The sequence below is a fragment of the Bacillus sp. CCB-MMP212 genome, assembly GCF_022748145.1.
Classification (GTDB): Bacteria; Bacillota; Bacilli; order Bacillales; family Bacillaceae_G; genus Bacillus_A; species Bacillus_A cereus.
This window is the reverse complement of sequence record NZ_JALDQE010000009.1, coordinates 50407-73568: the sequence shown is the minus strand read 5'-3', so window position 1 is coordinate 73568 and position 23162 is coordinate 50407. Positions and strand designations below refer to the sequence as shown.

Genomic DNA, 23162 nt, shown 5'->3' with positions numbered 1-23162 from the left:
CGCTCCCACTCATCGCTGGGTCATCTATTCAACCTAAAAAAAGAAGGGTTTTTCGCCCTTCTTCTCTACGCGTTATTCTTAATTGTCTCTAACGTCGTTTTATCTGTTGTTCTTACAAGCTTCGTAATTAATTCTTTCGCCGCTGCATAATCATCAACATGTAAAATTGAAGCATGTGTATGAATGTAGCGTGCACAAACACCAATTACTGCTGATGGGATACCAGAGTTACTTGTATGTACACGACCAGCATCTGTACCACCTTGTGAAATAAAGTATTGGTACGGAATGTTGTTTGTTTCTGCTGTATCTAAAATGAATTCGCGCATTCCTCTATGTGTTACCATCGTGCGATCGTAAATACGAAGAAGGGCACCTTTTCCTAATTGACCGAACTGCGTTTTGTCACCAGATGCATCGTTTGCTGGACTTGCATCAAGCGCATAGAAAATGTCTGGTTGAATCATATTTGCAGCGGTTTGCGCTCCGCGAAGACCTACTTCTTCTTGTACAGTAGCACCAGAATATAATGTATTTGGTAATGTTTCGTCTTTTAATTCTTTTAACAATTCGATTGCAAGACCACATCCGTAACGGTTGTCCCAAGCTTTCGCCATAATTTTCTTCTCATTTGCCATCGGTGTGAATGGGCAAATCGGCACGATTTGTTGTCCTGGTTTTACACCAATTTCAATCGCATCTTCATAACTATCTGCACCTATATCAATTAACATATTTTTTATATCCATCGGTTTTGCACGTTGCGCGTCACTTAATAAATGAGGAGGAATAGAACCAACAACCCCAATAACAGGACCATTCTTCGTCATAACTTGTACACGCTGCGCTAATAAAACTTGGCTCCACCAGCCGCCTAACGTTTGAAAACGAAGCATTCCGTTTTTCGTAATTTGCGTAACCATGAAACCTACTTCATCCATATGACCTGCTACAAGAACACGCGGGCCAGTTTCGTCCCCTTTTTTCAGACCAAATACGCTACCTAAACCGTCTTGTACAATTTCATCCGCATATTTGCTTAATTCTTGTTTCATAAAACGGCGTACATCATGTTCAAAACCTGATGCACCTTGTAATTCTGTTAACGTACGAAATAATTGCAATGTCTCTTTATTCACGAAGTCCCCTTCTTTCAAACCTTAGTAGAATACCTCTTTTATTGTAACGAAATTTTCGAAATGTTTCTAGTTTCTTCTTTTTTAGCTGTATTTGCTTTATAATTATTATTGGTACACTATTTTTATTTTATAGAATTGAGGTGAATATATGAGCTGGAAAGGTTTAGTAGCAGGTCTTGGCGTTGGGTTCGCAGCTGGTTATCTCGTTGCAAACAAAGTACAAGAACAATCCCATATTTCTTCAGAAAAAGCATTGAAAATGGTGAAACAAGCATTAAGTCATAAAGGTGAAATTACTGGCTCTTGGGTACATATGGTTCCAGAGACATTTGAAAAATATGATGTCGCATATGAAGTTTATCGCGGCGGTCTTACAACAATGTTAGATGATATACAAGAACGATTTGAATTTTTAGTTGATGCTAAAACAGGTACTGTTTTAGAGGTTATAGCAGCATAAAACGGAGGGTTCCCATTAGGTGAACCTCTTATTTTTTTGAAATTGCGGGTATTGCTTAAAATTATATCAGCGATTTTTCGAATATATCAGCGCAACTCAAATTATATCGGCGATTTTTTAAATATATCAGCGCAACTCAAATTATATCAGCGATTTTTTAAATATATCGACTTACCGACAAAACCCGACAATAAAAAAGAAGCTGCTCCAATAAATATGATGGAACAACCTCCTATTTTTATGCTTCTATACTCGTTTTCCGTTCTATTTTTTCTACGATATGACCTTCCTCATTCCACTTCACAGCGCGATAATATGCGTCATGGTAAAACGTAAACCATGCCTCTTTTTCAGCACCATACTTCATCCATTTTTGTTTATTTTCAATCGAGGTCATCGGATAATCATCGTATGCCATTACCCATAATACATTTTGATGCGCGTGCGTCGGCAAGAGATCTGCTAAATGTAGCATCGTTTCCCCTTGACTCTCCAAAATGATGACTGCATGTCCATCACTATGCCCACCCGTATGTGCCATCTTGATTTCATCTGTAATTTCTATTTCTTGCTGAAACGTAACAACTTGATCTACAATCGGTTCCCAATTTTCCTTCCAATATGTATTACGGGATCTAATATTTGGGTTCCTCATTTCATTCCACTCTGTTTCACTTACGTAAACTTTCGCATTTGGAAACGCTGGTACAAGGTGATCCCCATCCCATTTTGTTAGGCCAGATGCATGATCAAAATGAAGGTGTGTCATTAAAACATATTGAATATCTTCAGGCTTTAATCCCTGTTTTTCTAACGATTCATAAACCGATGATTCTTCTGTTACACCTTGATTTCGTTTCATCTTCTCATCCAACTTACCGTTTCCTATTCCTGAATCAATGAGCATATTTCCATCTTTCGTTTGTAAAAGTAACGGATCTGTTCGTAAGTAAATATGATTTGTGTCATTATGTTTATATTTACGTGACCAAAGTACTTTCGGCACAACACCAAACATTGCCCCTCCATCTAAATGTGTATTTCCGCCTTTTAACCACGTTACTTTTATATCTCCAATTTGTAACTGTTCCATTACACATCCCCCTTTCAATTAATCTTAACATAAAATTCTGATTATTTTAGATATAAAAAAACCTATGCATTACTGCATAGGCTCTGTACGATATTTTGCTTCAACTCGGTAAATACGATGACCTTTACTAGAGAATTTCTCTTCGTATTCAGTCATGATGTTACCTTCAAAGTCGCTGTTATGAAGATCTAAGCTTAAGTAAGTTAGTAACATACCATACTCAGCCATACTCATAAGAGAATATTCAAATAAACCTTGGTTATCTGTTTTGAAATGAATTTCTCCGCCTTCTACTAACACTTCTTCATAATTGCGTAAAAACGTTTTATACGTTAAACGACGCTTCGTATGACGCTTCTTTGGCCATGGATCTGAGAAGTTTAAATAAACGCGATCAATCTCACCTTTTGCAAAGAAAACTGTTAAATCTTCAGCATCTTTATTAATTAACTTTAAGTTCGGCACTTCTTCTTCAATTAATTTATCAAGTGCATCTACAACAACACTTGTGAATTTTTCAATTCCAATATAATTAATATGTGGATTCGCTTTTGCCATATCATACATAAAGCGGCCACGACCTGTACCTACTTCAATATGAATTGGTTGTTCATTTCCAAATACTTCTTTCCAGTTACCAGCGCGCTCCTCTGGGTTTCCGATTACGATATGTGAATACTCGTTAATTCGATCCATTGCATATGGTTTATGTCTTAAACGCATAGATGTCTCCCTCTCTTTACAAAACTATTTTAAAGGAATAATTCCTTCTTTCTTTTTTTTATCAATCTACCAAACAAAAAACCAAGTACGTACGAGCACTCGGTCCGTTTCTTTCAAGTATAAGATGTACCATTTTGATAAAAACTACATACAGCATTAAACATTCCATGACGAAACAGCTTTTTCTCTTACATTTGAAGAGAAAAACAATCGAAAGGATGATCCGTTCATGCCAATTAATCAACAACATCAATTAGAAGTGCTGAAAGATATTTTAGTCAACCACCAAAGTGATTGCTGCGGGACAGTTTCAGAATGCGAGCAATTAGAGCGCCTCATTCAATCGTTACTCGCAAACGATAATATAAGTAGTGACGCTAAAACAATGCTAAACGATGTATATTCTTATAGTCAATCGGGTAAATCTTCCTCTAATTTGGACAACCATATTTCCAATAATCAAGAACAACTTACTCAGTGGATTGCTGGAATGGACAATTTTTCTTAAGTATTATTCTGAAGCAAGTAGTTGCTGTAAATATTGATGCCAATATTCAGCTTCTGCTTGCTGTTTTTTTGTTGTATGCCATTGAATAGACAAAATCGTTTGTGCTATCACATACCATCTCATGCGCCTAAGCAGCGATTCATCCATTTCAATATCATAAAAACCGAGCCACTCACTCCACTCCTGGCGCGGAATGTACCAATATAATAACATACCAAGGTCTAGAGCTGGGTCAGCAATTACAGCTCCATCCCAATCAATTAAAAACAACTCATCTTCATCCGACAATATCCAGTTGTTATGGTTTACATCACAATGGCATACAACGAATTCATTGTATTCAATAGCTTTTAATGAATCCATTAAATATTGAAGGCCTTGCTGAATTGTTTCATCATCCCTTATATCTCCTCTTAAAACGAGTTGCAGTTGTTGTAATAACTCTTGTGCGTGAAGCGGTTGCTTCCCAAGTCTTTGAATCATCTGTACAAGCGCTTTAGAGGAGTGAATTTTCTTCAAAAGTTTCGCAACACGTTCTAGTTTCATATCCTCTGGCTCTAACTTCTGTCCCGGAAGCCATTTTTGAGCAGAAATTACATCACCGTTCGTTACCCTTCTTGTCCAAAGTAATTTTGGAACAATTCCTTCTGCTGACAATACCGCTAAAAAGGGCGATGTATTCCGCTTTAAAAATAACTTCTGTTGTCCGTTTTGCGCAATATATGCATCGCCCGTTACTCCACCAGCCGGTACAAGACTCCACTCTTTTCCTAATAATTGTTCCAACCATTCCATATTCATTACCCGTTAACAAATCCTTATCTTTTATAGTTATGAAAAGAAAAACCGCAACATTTCTACACATGTTGTGGATTCATATATTTTACTGTAAATGAAAAGAAAAATTAGCCTCAGCCAAAAATTCTCTATTTTATTTTACAAAACCTGTCATAGAATGACAACTTATCAAAATCGTCACCTTTGTCAATTCTACATTTATTACATTCTCATCGTCAAGTAGCGATTTGTCACATTATCGTCAATATATACGTGCTAATTGGAGCGAGCCTAAGTTCCTTTCCTCTAAATGAAGAAATTGGCTCTATTTTCGCTTGCTTTTCGTCTACTATCACATGCCACGTTTCTTCTTTCGGAAGTTGCACAGTTTTAGCTTCTAAACCGCTATTAAATAAAACGACAATCTCTTTCCACGGCCCAAACGATTCTGCATGCTCTAGGTGATATGCAAGTACTTCTGTAGATGTTTGTAAAAAAGTCATATGTTTTTTTATAAGGTCTGCGTTTTGTAATCGGAATGCCCCATGCTCTTTACGAATCGCAATTAAACCTTTTATATAGTTAACGGTCTCTATTTCTTTCTCTTTTTGATCCCAATCTAATTGATTGATCTCATCACTTGCATTATAGCTATTTTCATTTCCTTTCTTCGTACGATAAAACTCTTGTCCTGCATGTAAGAAAGGAATACCTTGTGAAAGAATAACCATTGCGCTCGCTAGCAGGTGACGTTTTTTCAAAATCGCTTCTGATTCTTCATTACTGCGCACTAGTTTATCCCACATCGTCATATTATCATGACATTCTACATAGTTAATGCTTTGCGCCGGCTCTAGAAACAGCCCTGTTTCTTTCATACTTAAAAGACTTCCTGCTGCAATATACTGCAAATGATTACAGTCTACATGCCCACCAAATGCAAAACCACGCTTATTTATATGAAATGTACTCCCTTTTATCCCATCACGAAATTGATCATTAAACTGCGCCATATGTGGCATTTTCTTCGCATTATTTAACGTTGCTTTTTCCTCACGAGGAAGCGGTGTTTGTAAGTCCCATCCTTCTCCTAATAACAAAGCATCTCGTTTTATGTTTCGCACTTCTTTTTCTATCATATTCATTGTATCAACATCTAAAATTCCCATTAAGTCGAATCGGAATCCATCGACATTATATTCAGTAAGCCAATATAAAATAGACTCTACAATGAATTTCCTCATCATTTTCCGTTCAGATGCTATATCATTTCCGACTCCCGTCCCATTAGAAGGCATACCATCTTCACCATGACGAAAATAGTATCCTGGAACAAGCTTTTCAAATGATGATAGCTCTCTTTCATAAACATGATTATATACAACATCTATAATTACCCTAATGCCATGCTCATGAAATGTCTCGATCAACTGTTTACACTCTACTATCCTGTTATACGGATCAGAGGGATTTGTAGCATAAAATCCTGTTGGTGCATTGTAATATAATGGATTATACCCCCAATTATAGGCAGACGAAGGATTCGCCTCATCTACACCACCGAAACAATATAACGGTAATAGTTCAACATGTGTAACACCTAAATCTTTTATATGAGACAACCCTGTTAAAGTCCCATTCCGTCCTGTTGTTCCCTCTTCCATCAATCCTTTATATGTTCCCTTTTGAATCACTCCACTATTTTGATGTATAGTCGCATCACGAATATGCAGTTCATACAATATGGCATCTGTCATTGATTGTAATGGTGGTAATCCTTCTCTTCTTGTTACATTCGTTTTTTCTAAATCGATAACAACACCGTGTTTTCCGTTTACCGTCACCGACTTTGCATAAGGATCTACAGCTTCGTTCCATATTAAATTAATACAAACGAGAAATGTATAGCGTGCTCCGTCTAAATCACCTTGTAATGTTTGAATCCAAACTCCGTTTTCTCCCCTGTACATTTCATGATCGGCATATTCTTTATCGCTCTTATAAATTCTTACTTTTGCAAGCCTTGCAGTTGGGGCCCATACTTTAAATGTCGTTTCTTCTTTTTGATACACAGCACCTAAATCTGTACCTTCGTAATAATACTTTTCATCGAAAATTGTTGTTCGAATAACAGCACCTATTTGTAAATCCGTTTCTTCATTCCGTTCATCTCGTACTGTATAATACTTTCCCACATCTAGCGGCTCTTCTATAAAGCACTCATACTTCGTTGCATCTGGAAGCGCAATCGTATGAGCAATCGGTAAATCTTTCACATTACTTCCTTCTTGCAAACGAAATGTCCGACTTGTTCCATACGCATGTGGGAGCAAAATTGTAATTTTATTCATTTCATCTAAATAGGCATCAAATGGACGTTTTACTTTCAACATAAAAAAATCACCATCATTCTCAAAGTTAAAATAAAGTGAAACTTTAATGAGCGAGATAAAATGAGCTGCAAATGATAAGGCTTTTCTTATCAACAAGACTCTATACAGTAACTCCATTCTTCTCTATATTATATTCACCTGCATAAAAAACGTTTTCACCATTCTATTTTTGTAATTTTATTTCAGCAATCGATTTATACTTCGGGGTTTCTTTCACGTGGGATTCGTATAAAGTAATTGTATCTGCTTGAAATGATATTTCAGGTACTTCTTTTATACTTTCTAAATGAAACTTTTCTTCTCCTATCCATTTACGAGCAACAGTAATATGCGGATGATACGGGCGTGTTTCTAGAGAAAATCCATTTTCTTCACAAATGACATGTACTTGCTTTTGCAACTGAAACAAACCGTGATTCTCACTTACCTTCGCCCAAAAAATACGGGGCTGATCTTCTCTACCAAACGTTGAAAAACCTTGTAACGTGAACGATAGTTCTTTTGTTTTTGTAAGTGTTTGTAATCCATTCTTTATCCCTTTTAACTGTTCTTCTGTCGCACCTCCTAAAAAGGAAAGGGTAATATGATAATCTTCCTTATGTACCCACGAGCGAAATGGTAATTCCGCATTCGTATCCTCTTTATAGTTAGACAGCACTTCTTTTATATGATTTGGTAACGTAATTGCGACAAAATAATGCCTATCCATGTACACCGTCTCCTTCTTTCTATTGTTTCTTTTCTTTCTTATCTCATTCAATTAAAAAGAAGCCGCCCTCTAAAGTAGAGAGCGGTCATTATTCATATATCGGTGATTAAAGTTTCACTTTACTTCGCTAGTTCATGAATTGCTTGCGCATAAATTGCTGTTGCTTTTAATAAGTCTTCAATTTCAATGTACTCATCTTTTTGATGCGCAAGTTCTTCTTTTCCAGGGAATAGCGGTCCAAATGCCACACCAGCTTTTAATGAGCGAGCATAAGTACCTCCGCCGATTGCTAACAATTCAGCTTTTTCACCTGTTTGTTCCTCATATACACGTTGCAACGTACGAATTAACTCGTGATCTTTATCAACGTGATGCGGACGAGAGTTAGAATAGTCTGCTACTGCAAATCCATACGTACCTACATATTCTTTTAACTTTGCAATCATTTCTTCAAAGTTAGTCGTAACTGGGTAACGTACGTTTAATCCTAAATTACCACCATTCTCTTTCGTATAAGAAAGGCGACCAACATTCACTGTTAATGGACCGCTAATTTCATCTTTATAAGCAATAGTAGCTTTTTCACCAAAAATATCACCAGTAAATGTTTCTGTTGCAAATGTCGCAAATGCAGTTGCTTTTCCATCAAGTGAAACTGTAGTTAAGAAGTTTGCTAATAATAAACCTGCATTTTCTCCTTTTTCAGGAGTAGATCCGTGCGCTGAAATTCCTTCTATTTGCAACGTCACTGTATTGCCTTCTATAGTCGATTTCCCTATTTTTTTAGCAGTTTGTAAATACTCTTCATATGCTACTGTAAGTGCATTTACATCTTCTCCTGTAATAACTGCTTCTGCAAAATCAGGAACCATATTTAAACGACGCCCTGAATCAAATGAAACAAGTTCATATGTACCTTTTTTCTCTTCACTACCATTTTGCACAACTTGTATATCAGAAATTCCTTTTTCTGCATTAATAATTGGAAAGTCTGCATCTGGTGCAAAACCGATTGTTGGCATTTCTTCGTTTTTAAAGTAGTGATCTACACATTTCCAATTGCTTTCCTCATCTGTTCCTATAATCATACGCACACGTTTTGAAAGAGGTAAGCCTAATTCTTTCACAATTTTCATCGCATAATATGCTGCCATCGTTGGGCCTTTATCGTCAATTGCACCACGTGCAAAAATCTTTCCGTCGCGAATATCCGCACTATACGCAGGAGTCGTCCAGCCATCTCCTTCTGGTACAACATCAACGTGACAAAGAATACCTACTAACTCTTCTCCTTGTCCCATTTCAAGATGACCTGCATATCCTTCTAAATTTTTAGAAGCAAAACCTTCAGCTTCTCCTTTATGTAACATGAAAGATAGCGCTTTTTCTACACCTTCACCGAATGGTGCGCCTTCTTTCGCCGATTCTTCTTCCCATACACTTTTAATTTGTAAAAATTGTTGTGTATCACGAATTAAATCATCTTTTCGTTTTGCAACTTCTTCAGTCCAATTAATCGCTGACATCACGCATCCATCCTTCACTATATTATCTCTTTCATCATAGCAAACCGAAATCCCTTATGCCATACACGAAAACTAAATACCGAACAATTGTAATATTTCAGACATTTCTTATTAGTTTTTCTTTTATTTTTTCAAAAAAATTTGCAGGAATTTGGCGTTTTACGTAGAATTTTATGTGTTAGTTGACTGACCATATATACAATGTCAACTACCAATATTTTTCTATATAAATATTTGTTAAACTTTTGTAAAATTTAAGTAGATTAAAGCATGAATTTTATCATGTAGAGTACAATGGTAGTAACGACCTTCTTTCCTGAATGGGGTCAAAAAAACTAGTAGAGGAGTGGTTTTCTCTTGAAACCTACAACTACTCGTATGCTAACACGCATTAAATCAATTTATATGTACATCAATGAAAACGGAACGGTAACGACGAAAGACCTTGTAGATGAGTTCGGGATCACACCGCGAACGATACAACGTGATCTAAATGTGTTGCAGTTTAATGAACTCGTGTATAGCCCTTGCCGCGGTAAGTGGACAACAACAGGAAAGAAAGTGAGAATGACCTCATAACGAAAAATAATTGTATGTAAATAAATACATACCCCTTTCTAACTATTAGAAAGGGGTTTTTTCTGCACCTATAAAGGTACTACTTTTCAGTATCTACTTGATATGTTCTTAACATTTCTACTTCTTCATCTGTTAGCTCTCGGTATTGTCCAAGTTCTAGTTCTTCATCTAATACTAACGGACCCATCTCTGTTCTTTTTAGGTAGACTACTTTTTTCCCTACCGCTTCAAACATACGCTTCACTTGATGGAATTTCCCTTCCGTAATCACAAGCTCAATTTCAGAAATATCATCGCTTTTCAATATTGTAAGCGCACCGGGCTTTGTTTCATAGCCATCGTCTAAAATAACACCTTTAGCAAACTCTTTTACATCCTCTTCTGTTACTACTCCTGCAACGTGTGCATAATATTTTTTCGGCACATGCTTTTTAGGAGATAATAATTGATGTGATAACTTCCCATCATTTGTTATCAATAAGAAACCTTCCGTATCGATATCAAGTCGTCCAACTGGGAACGGATCAAAGATTGCATCTTCTAATTCTAATAAATCTATTACTGTTTCATGATTATCATCTTCCGTCGCTGAAATAACACCTTGTGGTTTATGCATCATTAAGTAAACAAACTCTTTGTATTCCACAACTTCACCGTGAATCATAACTTCTTGCTCTTCTACATTTACATGAACTTTCGCATCTTTTACTGGCGTTCCATCAATTTTCACAACGCCATCTTTCAATAATTTCTTTACTTCTTTTCTACTTCCATATCCCATATTCGCTAATAATTTATCTAATCTCACGTTTTTCACCTTCTTTATTTATCATAGAAAAGGGGACGTAATTACGCCCCTCTTGATTTCAACTTTATTTTAAATCTACTACCAAGTTTACGTTGAATTTTATCTAATGCTTCTCCGCCAAATACTCTTTCAAGTACTCCTGTGCGAATTGCTAACAATCCGTAAACAAGACCACCAATACCTGCACAAATCGCAACTGTTATAAGAGCACCAATACGGCCATCAGGCGAAATCATGAAGGATAGAAGCCATTGTGATAGTTTTACAGCAACGACCATTATAAGTGTCAGTACTGCAATTTGGAATGTTCTTTTATATACAACACCGAATGAATAGTGTGCGTATTTTTTAATTTGTCGATTTGTATACCAAACAGAAGCTAAGAAACCAACTGCGGTCGCTAGAATTGCTCCTACTGTACCGAAATAACGAATAAAGATTACGTTACATACAAATTTCAAAATAACACCCATAATAAGCGCGACAATCGCATGCTTTTGCTGATTAATCCCTTGAAGAATTGCCGCTGTTACTGTAAATAAAGCAAATAACAATGCAACTGGTGCATACCACATTAATACTTGTCCACCTAATGGATCTGAGTCATAGAAAGCAGTGTAAATTGGATATGCAAGTGTTGAAATACCGATAACTGCTGGCAATGTTAAAAACATATTTGCTTGGAATGTTTGTGTAATTTGTAATTTCAAATAGCGGTATTGTTTTTCAGTAAATGATTTTGTAATTGCTGGTACAAGCGTTAAACTAAACGCTGTTGCAAGTGATACAGGAATCATAATTAACTTATGCGTCCACATTGTGAAAATACCAAGCGCTCGCTCTGCGATATCACCTTGACCAATCGCCTGCATAATTGAGTTAAATGTCAATGTATCAATTTGTTGATATAAAGGAATTGTTAACCCAATTACCACGTAAGGAATCGCATATGCGAATAACTCTTTAAACAATTGAACGGTACTTACTGTTGATTCTGGTACAGTTTGTTCAATTAAATATTGATCCAAATATTTTTTACGTTTTAACCAGTACCAAATTAACACACCAAGTGCTCCAACCGCTGAAACGAACGCAGCAAACGTCGCTACTCCAACTGCTGTTGCAACTGTACCGCCAAGTACTTTAATAACGATAAAACTACCAGCTAATAAAAAGACGATACGAATAATTTGTTCAATAATTTGTGAAACGGTAGTTGGTCCCATAGACTGGTGACCTTGGAAATAACCACGAATTAAACTCGCTGCTGGTACAACAATAAGTGCGAAACTTACAAGACGAATGATCGTCGTAACTTCTCCTACATTATTGTGTATACTTTGTTTACCAAGCATCGCTTCTGCAAACAATGGCGCCGTCATGTACAGTACTAGGAACGAAAGAACTCCTGTTACTATCATCATAACCATTCCCGAGCGGAACATTCTCCGGCTCGTTTTATAATCGCCAAGCGCATTATATTTGGAAACAAATTTTGAAACAGCAAGCGGCACACCTGCCGTTGCGATACTTAAAAAGATCGTATATGGAATGTATCCATATGTATAGAGCGTTCCGCCTTCTGTGCCTACTAATGCATGAAACGGAAAGACGTAAATCATGCCTAAGAACTTTACTAAAAATGTCCCTAGCGTAACAATAAGCGTTCCGCGCAGAAATTTCGAATCGGACATACAAAAATCCTCCTACATCTACATAAAGTGAAACTATAATTAGTTGGAGACTTCTCTCCTACTCCTTATTAGTTGAACCATTCGAGCATTTACAGGCTAACAGACTCCCTATTTACTTCTCCTAAATCTTGAGGTTTTAGTCTTATCGCCTACAAATAGCAGGATAGTGCTGAACTCTAACTTTTGTATTGTACCACAATTCTCTCATTAAGCAGTACTTCACTCTATTTTTCTTTTAAGGGAAAACATGCTATTCTTTTAGGCAGGAAATGTAGAAAATGAGGTCGATATATTATGCATTATGATGTTATTGTCATCGGCGGCGGTCCTTCTGGGCTAATGGCTGCAATTGGTGCTGCAGAAGAAGGCGCAAATGTCTTACTTCTTGATAAAGGAAATAAACTTGGGCGTAAACTTGCGATTTCTGGTGGCGGACGCTGCAACGTAACAAACCGTCTACCACTTGATGAAATTGTTAAACATATACCAGGAAACGGTCGCTTCTTATACAGCGCTTTTTCTATTTTTAATAATGAAGATATTATTACATTCTTCGAAAATCTTGGTGTTAAATTGAAAGAAGAAGACCACGGTCGCATGTTCCCTGTGTCAAACAAAGCGCAATCTGTTGTAGACGCACTTTTAACACGATTAAAAAACTTAGGTGTAAAAATCCGTACAAATACACCTGTTGAAACGATTGAATATGAAAATGGTCAAACGAAAGCAGTTATACTGCAAACAGGCGAAGTGTTAGAAACAAATCACGTCGTTATCGCTGTTGGCGGAAAATCAGTTCCTCAAACTGGATCTACTGGAGACGGATACGCTTGGGCTGAAAAAGCAGGTCATACAATTACAGAATTATTCCCAACAGAAGTACCTATCCTGTCAAACGAGCCGTTTATACGTGATCGCTCATTACAAGGTCTTGCTTTACGTGATATAAACTTAAGCGTATTAAACCCGAAAGGAAAAGCTATCATTTCTCACAAAATGGACATGCTCTTCACTCATTTCGGCCTATCTGGTCCTGCTGCTCTTCGCTGTAGTCAATTCGTCGTGAAAGCACTTAAAAAGTTTAAAACGAATACAATACAAATGAGTATTGATGCATTGCCAGAGGAAAATAGTGAGCAATTATTTCAGCGCATGCTGAAACAAATGAAAGAAGATCCGAAAAAAGGAATTAAAAACGTTTTAAAAGGTTATGTCCCTGAACGTTACTTCCTATTCTTATTAGAAAAAAATGAAATTGACGGTAGTGAACAAGCTGGACAAGTTTCTCACGAAAAGATTCGTGCACTTGTGAAAGACTTTAAAGAGTTTACTGTGAATGTAAATGGTACGCAGTCAATTGAAAAAGCATTCGTTACTGGCGGAGGTGTATCCGTGAAAGAAATTAATCCGAAAGAAATGTCTTCTAAATTTACGAACGGCTTATATTTCTGCGGAGAAGTTCTTGATATCCACGGTTATACTGGTGGCTATAATATTACATCAGCCCTTGTTACTGGTAGAATTGCTGGAACGACTGCTGGAGAAAACGCGAAAATGCAATATTAAAAAAAGAAACAGGGATTCCTGTTTCTTTTTTAATATTGCCATGAAATCATTATCGGCGATTCCACAGATATATCAGCGATTCTGTAATTATATCGGCGATTTCTCAAATATATCGACTTACCGACAAGAAGCGATAAACATCTGCTCCATGTAACTTTCCATTGCTTTTTTGTTGCTTTATATACCTTAGTACCTTTATATTTTATATTGTTGAATATTTAAAAAAGGGTAAGGGGAAAACAAATGAGAAAAAAAGTCATGATGTCTTTAATGTTAATGACGTTTCTTTCTGCGGTAGAAGGAACGATTGTTAGTACAGCAATCCCTCGTATAACGAGTGATTTGTCAGGCGTCGAACTTGTTAGTTGGGTATATGCAATTTATATGCTTGCAACAGCTGTTTCGACTCCAATATACGGAAAGCTCGCTGATTTATTCGGTCGTAAAAAGGTTTTACTGATCGGGGCTACAATCTTTTTAGTCGGTTCTGCACTTTGCGGAGTCGTTACATCGATGGAACAATTAATTTTCTTCCGCGCACTTCAAGGTATCGGTGCTGGTGCTGTTATGCCAATCACAATGACGATTATTGGAGACTTATATAGCGAAGCGAAAGACCGCGCGAAAGCACAAGGTTGGATGAGTGCCGTTTGGGGTGTATCCGGTGTTATCGGACCGTTAGTAGGTGGATTTTTAGTTGATTCCCTTTCTTGGCGTTATATTTTCTTCTTAAACGTACCATTCGGAATTATCGCTTGCTTAATGATTGTAATTTACTACAAAGAATCTATTAAACCTGCTAAACATCATATCGATTATCTTGGTGCAACAGTCTTCTCATTAAGTACAATCGCTCTACTATATGCATTATTAACAGGTAGCAGTAAGCAAAACTGGGGAGACATAACAATTATCGGCCTATTAATCTTCGCCGTCGTTTCATTTATTATTTTCTTATTCATCGAGAAAAAATCTCCGGAACCATTAATTCCGCTAGCACTTTTCTCTAACCGTACATTATCTACGATAAATATATTAACTCTTATTGCTGGCGCAATGATTATTAGTATTACTGTGTATCTTCCAATTTGGAGCCAGGGTGTTTTAGGAAAAAATGCAACAGAAGCTGGACTCATTTTAATGCCAATTCCTGTTATGTGGACATTTGGGGCTATGTTCTCGGGTAACTTAGTTGGCAAGTTAAAAACGAAACAAATTATTTTACTTGGAGCTAGCATTTTATCAGTTGCTACGTTCTTATTATTTACACTATCAACAAATTCACCATCATTCCTTATTTATGTAGCAGTCGGGTTATTCGGCTTAGGAATGGGGCTTGTGACACCGATTTACATGGTAACAATTCAAGCAGCCGTGCCAGCTCATACACGCGGGACAGCTGTTGGTTTAAATACATTTATTAATACATTTAGTCAAACGTTAGGTGCTGCAATATTCGGTACAATCTTTAATACGATGATTCACGCACGTGGTATTAAAAATCTTGATCTTGTATCTGGTGGACATGGCGGTACTACAGCAAACGTAGTAACCGAATCACAATCCGCATTAGCATCAAGCGTACATGTCATTTATATGAGCACTTTCGTATTAGCAGTATTTACATTAATTATTGCTTGGCTTTTATTAAAACCAGCTACACAAACAAGTGAGCAACAATAAAAAGGATGACCATTTTGGTCACCCTTTTTTTATTCTTCATTTTCCACAATATGTTTCAGCATGGATAATTTATTATCCCAAAAACGTTCATAATACGAGAGCCACTGTTGTAATTCTTCTAATGGTTCTGGATGCAAACGATATATCTTCTCTCTTCCGCTTTTTCTTCCACTTACTAAATTCGCTTCCGAAAGAATATGAAGGTGCTTTACAACCGCAGTACGACTCATCGGAAAATGATCCGTTATTTTGGAAATCGGTAACTCTTTGTCACTTAATAACCGTATTACTTCTCGGCGGGTTGGATCAGCAATTGCTTGAAATACATCATATTTCGCTGCTGACGAGGACACTTAGCCTTCGACAACCTTTTTCAGTTTTTCATTTACAATCGCTACCCAACCACCGCTCATTCTATCGCGAATAATAGAGCTCTTCGCATTCGCTTTCGGAAGAATTTCATCAGGATGTTTCCAGCCGCCGTGAATTAACGTAAATTCTGTTTTGTTATCTCCTAAGTCTTTCAAATTAAATGAAACAACCCAGCCATCTGTATCCCATGAGAAAGATAAATGGTTTGGCTCATCAATTTCTAACACTTTACATGGTGATGGCCCAAATGGCGATTGCACATGAAATTCATGCCCTACCTCTAATACAAAATCATTTGGCATAAACCATGACGCAATCCCTTCTGCAGTTGATACTACACTCCATACCTTTTGAATAGACGCGTTAAAAACGATTGTTTGTTTAATATCATTTAATGTATTTTGTTGTTCCATGTTCATTCTCCTTTACTCGGCGTTATAACATAACACCTTTTGGTTACACTTCGATAATATAACACCTTTTAGTTTCATGTCAACGCTAATTCTTTTACTGTTGAGAAATTCTCAACATTTTTTCAACAGGACAAACACCCTCTTAGCATTTCCTCATAATATACTCACAAAGGCAATACAAAATAAAAACTTCTCTCAACATGAAACTCCATCATTCATATTGAAAGAAACGCCTTACTTATATCATGCGTACTTCGTCTCTCCTCCTTCCCTCAGGGACAATACGCGAGATATGACAAATCAGAAGGAATATGCCCACCATTTGAGTAGGTAGTTATTTCTCTTCTCCTCAACATTTCCTCAGGAGCGAAATGACTACCGACTCACTTTTTTCAAACAAAATAAAAAGGGGTTGAACGCTATGTTCTATTGCATTAACTGCTCTGATATTCATCATGAAAAACATCCAAATGATAAAATATTCAAAAACGGTTTTTATATTGATCCATTTTTAGGTGATCGTTATCACCTTGGTATGTGTAAAGATGCCCAAAACCATGAAACAGGGGAGCCTCTTTTAACGACAAAGAAATCAGGCGCCCCCCAATCTATTATGAATGTATTACCGACACATGTTGTCCCAACATAAAGCATAAAAAAGAGCTGGCTCACCCAGCTCTTTTTTATGCTTTATAAACGATCATTGCTGAAAAACAATAAATTTGGTTTTCATCGTCGTTAAGGGAAACACCAACTTGATACTTAATATCTACAAAGTTGCTATCATCAATCTTTTTCAAAAAAACATTTACAGCGTCTTCTAAGTCTTTTTCGTGACTTTCATCAAATACTTTCACACGAATCATGTTAACACCGTCCTAGATCGCAGCCCTCCGCCGCTTGATTATTGCCACGGTGCGTATCTATGATGCGATAAAACTTTCCATTCTCATATATATATCCGTCTTCTAACACATATTCTTTATCTTCAGTATAGACATAAAACTTACCTATCATAAATTTACTCGTATATAATTCCAAATAATTTGGTCTAAATTTAGCTACAACTTTATTTGTAATATCAATTTTTATTGTGCGCCCCACCTTCTCTCCCTCCTTTGCAAAGAACGGATTTAGGTATATTGTATTAGCGCTTTTACATTTTATGCTTAAAAATAAGTGGATATGCCTTCTTTCTTCACCTGTACTATTTTTCTAAAAAAATCACTATAAATAAGGCCCCCAAAAAAAACATAAAAAAAGCACTTTATCTTATTGACTCGAATATAAATATTATGTTATTATATAAAATTTGACATTTTTACATACGTATGCTATCATTAAAAGTGGTTACCACATATGGAGGTGGATGATTTGTTTCAAATTGGTGATAAAATCGTTTATCCAATGCACGGTGCAGGAATCATTGAAGCAATTGAAGAGAAAGAAATATTAGGTACTTCACGTCAATATTGTGTGATACGCATCATTAGTAAAGATATGCAAGTAATGCTTCCGATGGATCAATTAAAAAAATCGGGTATTCGTTATATCGTTGATCGAGGTACGTTAGATGATATACTTCTTGAATTTCAAAACGGGGAGTCAGACCCATCACTCTCATGGAAACAAAGATATACAATGAATATGGAAAAAATGAAAAACGGCAATTTACAAGATAGCGCAGAAGTTGTTCGGGATTTACTTCGCCGTAATAAAGAGAGAGCATTAAATGCGAGCGAAAAACAAATGCTAGATAATGCACGAAAAATGATGATTAGCGAAGTCGCGCTCGTACAAAATGTTACTGAACATCAAGCAACAGAATTTCTTCAAGATACAATTAATCACTAAATTTAAAATAGCTGGCCGCTATTTTTTTTGTAAAAAAAGGACGAAGAGTTTTATCTCTTCGTCCTTTTATATTACCCACGTCCAGCTTGAAACGATGGATATAACGTCATTCCACCATCTGCAAATAGCGTAATTCCCGTTACATAACTCGCCTCTGAAGAAGCGAGCCAAGTTGCTACTGCTGCAATTTCTTCTGGTTTTCCAATGTAGCCCATCGGTATCATACTTTCTACGTCAGCACGTTTTTTAGGATCAGCAAATTTTTCTGCATTGATCGGCGTATTAATTGCACCTGGTCCTATATTATTTACTCGAATACCTTTTGGCGCATATTCTAGCGCTAACGTTTCTGTCATCAGTTTAATACCACCCTTACTCGCTGCATAGTGCACGAATAGTGGCCACGGAATTTTCTCATGAACACTAGACATATTAATGACAGACCCTTTAATGTCATGTTCTACAAAATATTTAATCGCTTCACGACTTCCTAAAAAAGCACCTGTTAAATTTGTATTAATTACCTTATTCCAATCTTCAAGTGGCATTTCATGCGATGGTACTGCATTTTCTATCCCTGCATTATTAATCATAACGTCAAGCGTACCAAATTCTTTCACAGCAGATTGAATGAGATTCACAACATCTGATTCGACGGTTACATCACCTTTTACAGCAATCGCTTCTCCGCCTACCTTTTTAATTTCTTCTAACACATCATTTGCTTCTGATTCTCGTGAGCGATAATTAATAACCACTTTCGCTTTTTCCTTAGCAAACCTTACTCCCATCGCCCTACCAAGACCAGTTGCTGATCCTGTAATAACGACCACTTTTCCTTCTAAATCACTATACATTTCAATACCTCCTTTAACTTTTTGCTATACCTAACATAATTCCGGCTGCGATAATAAAAACGATACCGACAACGATACCCGTTAATTGGCGTTTCGTTTTCTTTTCACCTAATATAAGGATCCCACCAAGCGTGGAAATAATAATTCCCATTTGCGATAGCGAGAAACTTGTTGCGACTCCAACACGCGGCTGCGAAATGAATAAAAACATATTTCCAGCTGCCCAAATTAATCCTGGAATAATATTTCGGATTGCATATTTATTGAATGGATGATGTTTAAAGGTAAGCAAAATCCCTCCTAATACCATACCAACTGCTTGTGGTAATAAAGCTGACCAACCATCTACGTTAAATAGTCTAATCACTACTACGTAAACTAAATAACCGACTGTTGAAATTAATAAAATTATGATACCTCTTTTAAAATTTGCTGCTTGCTCTGCATTTTTTTCTTCTTCACTTTGAAGTGATGTTAAAATAACACCGACAATAATACAAACGAGCGCTAAAATCCCAAGGACGACCGATATTGTCGTGGACCATTCATGAAATACGATAACGCCAAATAAAGTCGTCGCAACTAATTGAAGTCCTGTTGAAATTGGCATCGTCCTCGAAACGCCCATTAAATCAATACTTTTCAATTGATTCGCCTGACCAAGCGCCCAAAATAAACCTGACACAACTCCAACCCCAATCACAGTAGGTGTTAATACTGGCTTCATAAAAATATAAACAACAATTGAGAAAATAAGTGCTCCAAACGTTGTTCCAAGCGTTTGACTATACGGTCCCCCGCCCAGTTTTACGTTAAATAACACAATACTCCCCCAAAATATAGCTGGTAAAATTGCTAAAAATATATCCATCGCCCATTACCTTTCTCTGTAAAATGTCATAAATTGAAACTTTAATCATCCCGCAAATAGCGGAATAAGTTACCGCTCTCAATCATTAGAATGAGCTTTCATTTTTTCTTTTTTTGCGAGCACAAATCTTTTCTACAACATCATTAGAAACATTTTTTTCTCGCTCCACATTTTTTACCTTTATATGATCTAAATAATCCTCCAAAGTAAGTGTAACTTTGTCATTTGGCGGATTATGCGCCCCTTGAAATGTAAGAAATTGTAGCGTCACTTCAAATCTAGGAACAAATTCATCTTTCCTGCCGAGACGCTTTATATTTATAACTGCATCACATTCATATTGATCTTCTGTCACTTGTCTAATAACCGAATAATACCTATTCAATAACGCACTCTCTAAAAGCTGTTCTCTTGATTCTTTCGCGAAAGAATCGCTTGGAGAAGAGAAAAAGATAGAACATATCGCTGTAATAATTACACATATTTTTTTCATAACGTCCTCCTTATCCTATAAGTTAGTGTTCTCAAAAACGCCATAAAAAAACGACTTCCCCTACTTAGGAAAGTCGTTTTAATGAATCCAATATTAACCACCACTCACTGGTGGTATAAGTGCAACCACATCACCATCTTGGACCCTGTCATCTTCATTTGCGTATTCTTCATTAATCGCAACCATAATTGGCTCTGAAACTGGTACATTATATTCTTTCGCAACAACATCTTTTAACTCTGCAACCGTAATATTTTCTTTCTCTATTTGTAATTCACTTGTTCCTGCCTCTTCTTGCAAGTGCGCAAATAACAATACTCGAATCATACTTATAGCTCCTTCCCAGGCTCTCCCGCCGGATATGGTGTTTTTTCTAATTGATCACCAATCCATGAGTCACCATCTTCCCAAAACTCCTTTTTCCAAATCGGAACAATTTGTTTTATGCGTTCCATAATATATTCGTTTGCTTCATAAGCCGCTTTACGGTGTGGTGTTGAAACAGCAACAACAACCGCTATATCAGAAATTTGCAACGTACCGATGCGATGTGTAATCGCAACATATGTACCCGGCCATTTCTCTTTCACTTCCAGACCAATTTTCTCTAGCATCTTTTCTGCCATCGTCTTATAAGCAACATACTCTAAGTATAATGTACGACGCCCTTTCGTAAACTCTCTAACCGTTCCAATAAATGTTGTAACAGCACCGCATTCACGTCGAATCACTTTCTTCGTTACCTCTTCAATCGAGATTTCTGTATCAATTACTTCATAATATGTATTTGTCATTTCGCACTCCTAACCGTTTGTAAAAACCAGTCTATGTACAACTCTTCTTCTGTTATATGAAATACTTTATATTCTTCTCGTATATTTGCCGGGACATCATACCACGTAATAATCGCCACTATATTTTCTACTTTATGTAAAAGTTCAACGTCTTCCGCAGAACGAAGTAACACTACTTTCGGGTAGTTCTCTTTTTTATAGCCCTCTATTAAAATTGTATCCACTTCAAAAAACTCATATAAGCGAATAATTTCTTGCAAGGACCATTTCTTTCTTAGTGAAGAAAGTGAAAGCAATCCAGCACCTTCTACACTACTTACGACAGCACCAGCTTTACGGTGTCTTTCGCTATCTTTTTGCGCTACTTCTGGAAAACCTCCGTGCCCGTGATGTTTAATTGTAGCAACTTTTATTTCACTTTCAGCTAACACATGCACAATTTTCTCTACAAGTGTCGTTTTTCCGCTATTTTGATATCCTACTATTTGTAAGATTGAAGGGGCTTTGCCCATGGCCAATCACATCCCTCAGAGTGCTCTAACAATAATACGGATACTTTCATCCCAGTCTCAAATCCTCTCGTTCCTCCAGGTAACACGATAAAAGCATTCGCATCTGCAAGTGAAGATACCGCACTCGATTTATCTAAACCAACCGGCATCGCTTGTAACGCCCCGTCCACAATCGTTACGTTTGCTCTTACGAAACGAGTAAATGGATTTGGCTTTGAAAAATCTTTTTGTAAAATAGCATCCGCTCTATATACGTGAGGTTCCTTCGCATACAAATACGTTTTTATAATTGGATGCACAAATAATTCAAAGCCTACATAACAAGCAGACGGATTTCCTGATAAACCGAAAAGTAACTTCCCATCAACTTCAGCTACTGTCGTTACACTTCCCGGTCTCATCGCTATTTTATTAAAGAGTACATTCGCCTGTAACCTTTCATAAATAGCTGGTAAGTAGTCATAATCTCCTACTGATACACCGCCTGTTGTAATTAAAATATCGACCTCATCCATCGCTAATTGAACAGCTGTAAAACATGCATCTAGCTCATCGGCGAGTTGACCATAATAACGAACTTTCCCGCCAGCTTTCATAATTTGAGCTGCGATCATATACGAGTTACTATTTCTAATTTTCCCCGGCTGTAACGGCTCATGTACTTCTAGTAATTCACTTCCTGTTGTTACAATACCGACAACAGGCTGTTTTACAACTTTCACAGTGCTATATCCAAACGTTGCTAGTAAGGCCGCAACACCTGGATTAATTGCAACTCCTTTCTTAACGAGAACTTGATTTTGTTTTATGTCTTCTCCTTTAAACGACACATTGTCACCGTTATTAAAAGGGCGTTTTAACTTCATATATGTTTTCCCGTTCTTCTCAAACCCTTCTGTCAGCTCGAGCATTACGACTGCATTACATTCTTCTGGAATAGCTGCTCCTGTCATAATGCGAATCGCTTTAAAAGCTCCTACTTCTTCTAAAAAAACAGACCCCGCCCCGATTTCTCCTATTACTTCAAATTCAATTGGATTTTCTTGGGTTGCTCCTTTCGTATCTTCTGCTCGAATGGCGAAACCGTCGTAAGGGGAACGATCAAAATGAGGAACGTCATGATCTGAGACAACATCTTCCCCGAGAATTCTCCCGTAACTTTCCATAATAGAAATTTCTTCTACTTCACCATACTTCGCATATTTCATTACCCGTTCTACTGCCTCAGCAACTTGAATTGGAATTCGTTTTTCTACCATCGTTTCTCACCTCATATTTGCAATTTTTTTTATCTCGATTAAACTTTATGTATTCAATAGAAATTACTTCAAGGAGGAA

At 36.9% G+C, this 23162-nt stretch carries 26 protein-coding genes and 1 pseudogene; 7 read left to right on the top strand and 20 right to left on the bottom strand.

Annotated elements, in window-relative coordinates; genetic code table 11:
* Positions 1 to 65: 65 nt before the first annotated feature.
* Positions 66 to 1139, bottom strand: a complete 1074-nt coding sequence (locus MRP26_RS22405; RefSeq protein ID WP_001031517.1) for a M42 family metallopeptidase — start codon at positions 1137 to 1139, stop codon at positions 66 to 68.
* 148 nt (positions 1140 to 1287) lie between these two features.
* Here MRP26_RS22405 and MRP26_RS22400 point away from each other — a divergent pair, with 148 nt between their 5' ends.
* Entirely contained in the window at positions 1288 to 1599 is a 312-nt protein-coding gene (locus MRP26_RS22400; protein ID WP_000118541.1) for a PepSY domain-containing protein, read from the top strand.
* A gap of 238 nt (positions 1600 to 1837) precedes the next feature.
* On the opposite strand, the gene MRP26_RS22395 is transcribed toward MRP26_RS22400, so the two are convergent.
* Positions 1838 to 2692: a YtnP family quorum-quenching lactonase gene (locus MRP26_RS22395; RefSeq protein WP_000436840.1), complete on the bottom strand. Its 855-nt coding sequence runs from the start codon at positions 2690 to 2692 to the stop codon at positions 1838 to 1840.
* A 69-nt stretch (positions 2693 to 2761) separates the two neighbouring features.
* A complete protein-coding gene (gene trmB / locus MRP26_RS22390; RefSeq protein ID WP_001239383.1) occupies positions 2762 to 3415 on the bottom strand; it encodes a tRNA (guanosine(46)-N7)-methyltransferase TrmB in 654 nt (217 codons plus the stop codon).
* Positions 3416 to 3644: 229 nt separating this feature from the next.
* Here trmB and MRP26_RS22385 point away from each other — a divergent pair, with 229 nt between their 5' ends.
* Positions 3645 to 3923, top strand: coding sequence for a YtzH-like family protein (locus tag MRP26_RS22385; protein ID WP_001122235.1), 279 nt, complete (start codon positions 3645 to 3647; stop codon positions 3921 to 3923).
* Positions 3924 to 3926: 3 nt separating this feature from the next.
* Here MRP26_RS22385 and MRP26_RS22380 read toward each other — a convergent pair whose 3' ends face one another.
* The 4 genes from MRP26_RS22380 to pepV form a co-directional block, all read right to left on the bottom strand.
* Positions 3927 to 4724 (bottom strand): phosphotransferase family protein, encoded by a 798-nt coding sequence (locus tag MRP26_RS22380; protein ID WP_002094168.1) that lies wholly within the window; start codon positions 4722 to 4724, stop codon positions 3927 to 3929.
* Positions 4725 to 4951: 227 nt separating this feature from the next.
* The gene (gene pulA / locus MRP26_RS22375) at positions 4952 to 7093 is read right to left on the bottom strand and encodes a type I pullulanase (protein ID WP_069356317.1); all 2142 of its coding nucleotides are present in this window, start codon (positions 7091 to 7093) and stop codon (positions 4952 to 4954) included.
* Positions 7094 to 7256: 163 nt separating this feature from the next.
* Positions 7257 to 7802, bottom strand: a complete 546-nt coding sequence (gene thpR, locus MRP26_RS22370; protein WP_078400687.1) for an RNA 2',3'-cyclic phosphodiesterase — start codon at positions 7800 to 7802, stop codon at positions 7257 to 7259.
* A 119-nt stretch (positions 7803 to 7921) separates the two neighbouring features.
* Positions 7922 to 9328 (bottom strand): dipeptidase PepV, encoded by a 1407-nt coding sequence (pepV, locus tag MRP26_RS22365; protein WP_001274237.1) that lies wholly within the window; start codon positions 9326 to 9328, stop codon positions 7922 to 7924.
* A gap of 357 nt (positions 9329 to 9685) precedes the next feature.
* Between pepV and MRP26_RS22360 the strand changes: the two genes are divergently transcribed.
* The gene (locus MRP26_RS22360; RefSeq protein WP_000805512.1) at positions 9686 to 9907 is read left to right on the top strand and encodes a DeoR family transcriptional regulator; all 222 of its coding nucleotides are present in this window, start codon (positions 9686 to 9688) and stop codon (positions 9905 to 9907) included.
* 79 nt (positions 9908 to 9986) lie between these two features.
* Here the strand turns inward: MRP26_RS22360 and MRP26_RS22355 are convergent, their stop codons facing one another.
* Together MRP26_RS22355 and MRP26_RS22350 are read right to left on the bottom strand one after the other, a co-directional pair.
* A complete protein-coding gene (locus MRP26_RS22355) occupies positions 9987 to 10715 on the bottom strand; it encodes a pseudouridine synthase (protein WP_001234948.1) in 729 nt (242 codons plus the stop codon).
* 41 nt (positions 10716 to 10756) lie between these two features.
* A complete protein-coding gene (locus tag MRP26_RS22350) occupies positions 10757 to 12409 on the bottom strand; it encodes a putative polysaccharide biosynthesis protein (protein WP_001284026.1) in 1653 nt (550 codons plus the stop codon).
* 294 nt (positions 12410 to 12703) lie between these two features.
* Between MRP26_RS22350 and MRP26_RS22345 the strand changes: the two genes are divergently transcribed.
* Both MRP26_RS22345 and MRP26_RS22340 read left to right on the top strand, forming a co-directional pair.
* Positions 12704 to 13975: a BaiN/RdsA family NAD(P)/FAD-dependent oxidoreductase gene (locus MRP26_RS22345; protein WP_078400688.1), complete on the top strand. Its 1272-nt coding sequence runs from the start codon at positions 12704 to 12706 to the stop codon at positions 13973 to 13975.
* A 243-nt stretch (positions 13976 to 14218) separates the two neighbouring features.
* On the top strand, positions 14219 to 15658 hold the full coding sequence (locus MRP26_RS22340) for an MDR family MFS transporter (protein WP_001228030.1): 1440 nt from the start codon (positions 14219 to 14221) through the stop codon (positions 15656 to 15658).
* Between the two features lie 29 nt (positions 15659 to 15687).
* On the opposite strand, the gene MRP26_RS22335 is transcribed toward MRP26_RS22340, so the two are convergent.
* Both MRP26_RS22335 and MRP26_RS22330 read right to left on the bottom strand, forming a co-directional pair.
* A complete protein-coding gene (locus MRP26_RS22335; protein WP_000098837.1) occupies positions 15688 to 16011 on the bottom strand; it encodes an ArsR/SmtB family transcription factor in 324 nt (107 codons plus the stop codon).
* Entirely contained in the window at positions 16012 to 16443 is a 432-nt protein-coding gene (locus MRP26_RS22330) for an SRPBCC family protein (RefSeq protein WP_000437769.1), read from the bottom strand. It abuts the gene before it with no gap.
* A 421-nt stretch (positions 16444 to 16864) separates the two neighbouring features.
* Between MRP26_RS22330 and MRP26_RS22325 the strand changes: the two genes are divergently transcribed.
* Complete coding sequence (locus MRP26_RS22325; protein ID WP_098015197.1) at positions 16865 to 17092, top strand: DUF3973 domain-containing protein; 228 nt, start codon at positions 16865 to 16867, stop codon at positions 17090 to 17092.
* A gap of 34 nt (positions 17093 to 17126) precedes the next feature.
* Here the strand turns inward: MRP26_RS22325 and MRP26_RS22320 are convergent, their stop codons facing one another.
* Complete coding sequence (locus MRP26_RS22320; protein WP_078400691.1) at positions 17127 to 17309, bottom strand: sporulation protein Cse60; 183 nt, start codon at positions 17307 to 17309, stop codon at positions 17127 to 17129.
* Between the two features lies 1 nt (position 17310).
* Positions 17311 to 17547, bottom strand: a complete 237-nt coding sequence (locus MRP26_RS22315) for a DUF2553 family protein (protein WP_000533803.1) — start codon at positions 17545 to 17547, stop codon at positions 17311 to 17313.
* A gap of 255 nt (positions 17548 to 17802) precedes the next feature.
* On the opposite strand from MRP26_RS22315, the gene MRP26_RS22310 reads away from it, so the two are divergent.
* A complete protein-coding gene (locus tag MRP26_RS22310) occupies positions 17803 to 18297 on the top strand; it encodes a CarD family transcriptional regulator (protein ID WP_000451442.1) in 495 nt (164 codons plus the stop codon).
* 71 nt (positions 18298 to 18368) lie between these two features.
* On the opposite strand, the gene MRP26_RS22305 is transcribed toward MRP26_RS22310, so the two are convergent.
* The 7 genes and pseudogenes from MRP26_RS22305 to MRP26_RS22275 form a co-directional block, all read right to left on the bottom strand.
* Complete coding sequence (locus MRP26_RS22305; protein ID WP_000286698.1) at positions 18369 to 19154, bottom strand: glucose 1-dehydrogenase; 786 nt, start codon at positions 19152 to 19154, stop codon at positions 18369 to 18371.
* A 13-nt stretch (positions 19155 to 19167) separates the two neighbouring features.
* On the bottom strand, positions 19168 to 20025 hold the full coding sequence (gene glcU / locus MRP26_RS22300) for a glucose uptake protein GlcU (RefSeq protein ID WP_000350865.1): 858 nt from the start codon (positions 20023 to 20025) through the stop codon (positions 19168 to 19170).
* A gap of 78 nt (positions 20026 to 20103) precedes the next feature.
* A pseudogene (locus MRP26_RS22295) lies at positions 20104 to 20518 on the bottom strand (DUF3888 domain-containing protein).
* Between the two features lie 93 nt (positions 20519 to 20611).
* Positions 20612 to 20845 carry a molybdopterin converting factor subunit 1 gene (gene moaD, locus MRP26_RS22290; RefSeq protein ID WP_000621772.1) on the bottom strand — a complete coding sequence of 78 codons (234 nt, stop codon included), beginning with the start codon at positions 20843 to 20845 and terminating at the stop codon, positions 20612 to 20614.
* 2 nt (positions 20846 to 20847) lie between these two features.
* Positions 20848 to 21312 carry a molybdopterin synthase catalytic subunit MoaE gene (gene moaE / locus MRP26_RS22285; RefSeq protein WP_000185943.1) on the bottom strand — a complete coding sequence of 155 codons (465 nt, stop codon included), beginning with the start codon at positions 21310 to 21312 and terminating at the stop codon, positions 20848 to 20850.
* Positions 21309 to 21824, bottom strand: coding sequence for a molybdopterin-guanine dinucleotide biosynthesis protein B (gene mobB / locus MRP26_RS22280; RefSeq protein WP_071713777.1), 516 nt, complete (start codon positions 21822 to 21824; stop codon positions 21309 to 21311). The genes moaE and mobB overlap by 4 nt, the downstream gene beginning before the upstream one ends.
* Entirely contained in the window at positions 21794 to 23083 is a 1290-nt protein-coding gene (locus MRP26_RS22275; protein ID WP_098678560.1) for a molybdopterin molybdotransferase MoeA, read from the bottom strand. Before MRP26_RS22275 ends, mobB begins: the two co-directional genes overlap by 31 nt.
* Between the last annotated feature and the right edge of the window lie 79 nt (positions 23084 to 23162).

Bases quoted from the DNA above. Each gene is read 5' to 3' on its own strand.
- MRP26_RS22400 (WP_000118541.1), top strand. From the start codon at position 1,288: ATGAGCTGGAAAGGTTTAGTAGCAGGTCTTGGCGTTGGGTTCGCAGCT.
- thpR (WP_078400687.1), bottom strand. From the start codon at position 7,802: ATGGATAGGCATTATTTTGTCGCAATTACGTTACCAAATCATATAAAA.
- MRP26_RS22340 (WP_001228030.1), top strand. From the start codon at position 14,219: ATGAGAAAAAAAGTCATGATGTCTTTAATGTTAATGACGTTTCTTTCT.
- pepV (WP_001274237.1), bottom strand. From the start codon at position 9,328: ATGTCAGCGATTAATTGGACTGAAGAAGTTGCAAAACGAAAAGATGAT.
- MRP26_RS22325 (WP_098015197.1), top strand. From the start codon at position 16,865: ATGTTCTATTGCATTAACTGCTCTGATATTCATCATGAAAAACATCCA.
- pulA (WP_069356317.1), bottom strand. From the start codon at position 7,093: ATGTTGAAAGTAAAACGTCCATTTGATGCCTATTTAGATGAAATGAAT.
- glcU (WP_000350865.1), bottom strand. From the start codon at position 20,025: ATGGATATATTTTTAGCAATTTTACCAGCTATATTTTGGGGGAGTATT.
- MRP26_RS22350 (WP_001284026.1), bottom strand. From the start codon at position 12,409: ATGTCCGATTCGAAATTTCTGCGCGGAACGCTTATTGTTACGCTAGGG.
- MRP26_RS22395 (WP_000436840.1), bottom strand. From the start codon at position 2,692: ATGGAACAGTTACAAATTGGAGATATAAAAGTAACGTGGTTAAAAGGC.
- moaD (WP_000621772.1), bottom strand. From the start codon at position 20,845: ATGATTCGAGTATTGTTATTTGCGCACTTGCAAGAAGAGGCAGGAACA.
- MRP26_RS22345 (WP_078400688.1), top strand. From the start codon at position 12,704: ATGCATTATGATGTTATTGTCATCGGCGGCGGTCCTTCTGGGCTAATG.
- MRP26_RS22305 (WP_000286698.1), bottom strand. From the start codon at position 19,154: ATGTATAGTGATTTAGAAGGAAAAGTGGTCGTTATTACAGGATCAGCA.
- MRP26_RS22330 (WP_000437769.1), bottom strand. From the start codon at position 16,443: ATGGAACAACAAAATACATTAAATGATATTAAACAAACAATCGTTTTT.
- MRP26_RS22320 (WP_078400691.1), bottom strand. From the start codon at position 17,309: ATGATTCGTGTGAAAGTATTTGATGAAAGTCACGAAAAAGACTTAGAA.
- MRP26_RS22385 (WP_001122235.1), top strand. From the start codon at position 3,645: ATGCCAATTAATCAACAACATCAATTAGAAGTGCTGAAAGATATTTTA.
- MRP26_RS22380 (WP_002094168.1), bottom strand. From the start codon at position 4,724: ATGAATATGGAATGGTTGGAACAATTATTAGGAAAAGAGTGGAGTCTT.
- moaE (WP_000185943.1), bottom strand. From the start codon at position 21,312: ATGACAAATACATATTATGAAGTAATTGATACAGAAATCTCGATTGAA.
- MRP26_RS22310 (WP_000451442.1), top strand. From the start codon at position 17,803: ATGGAGGTGGATGATTTGTTTCAAATTGGTGATAAAATCGTTTATCCA.
- trmB (WP_001239383.1), bottom strand. From the start codon at position 3,415: ATGCGTTTAAGACATAAACCATATGCAATGGATCGAATTAACGAGTAT.
- mobB (WP_071713777.1), bottom strand. From the start codon at position 21,824: ATGGGCAAAGCCCCTTCAATCTTACAAATAGTAGGATATCAAAATAGC.
- MRP26_RS22275 (WP_098678560.1), bottom strand. From the start codon at position 23,083: ATGGTAGAAAAACGAATTCCAATTCAAGTTGCTGAGGCAGTAGAACGG.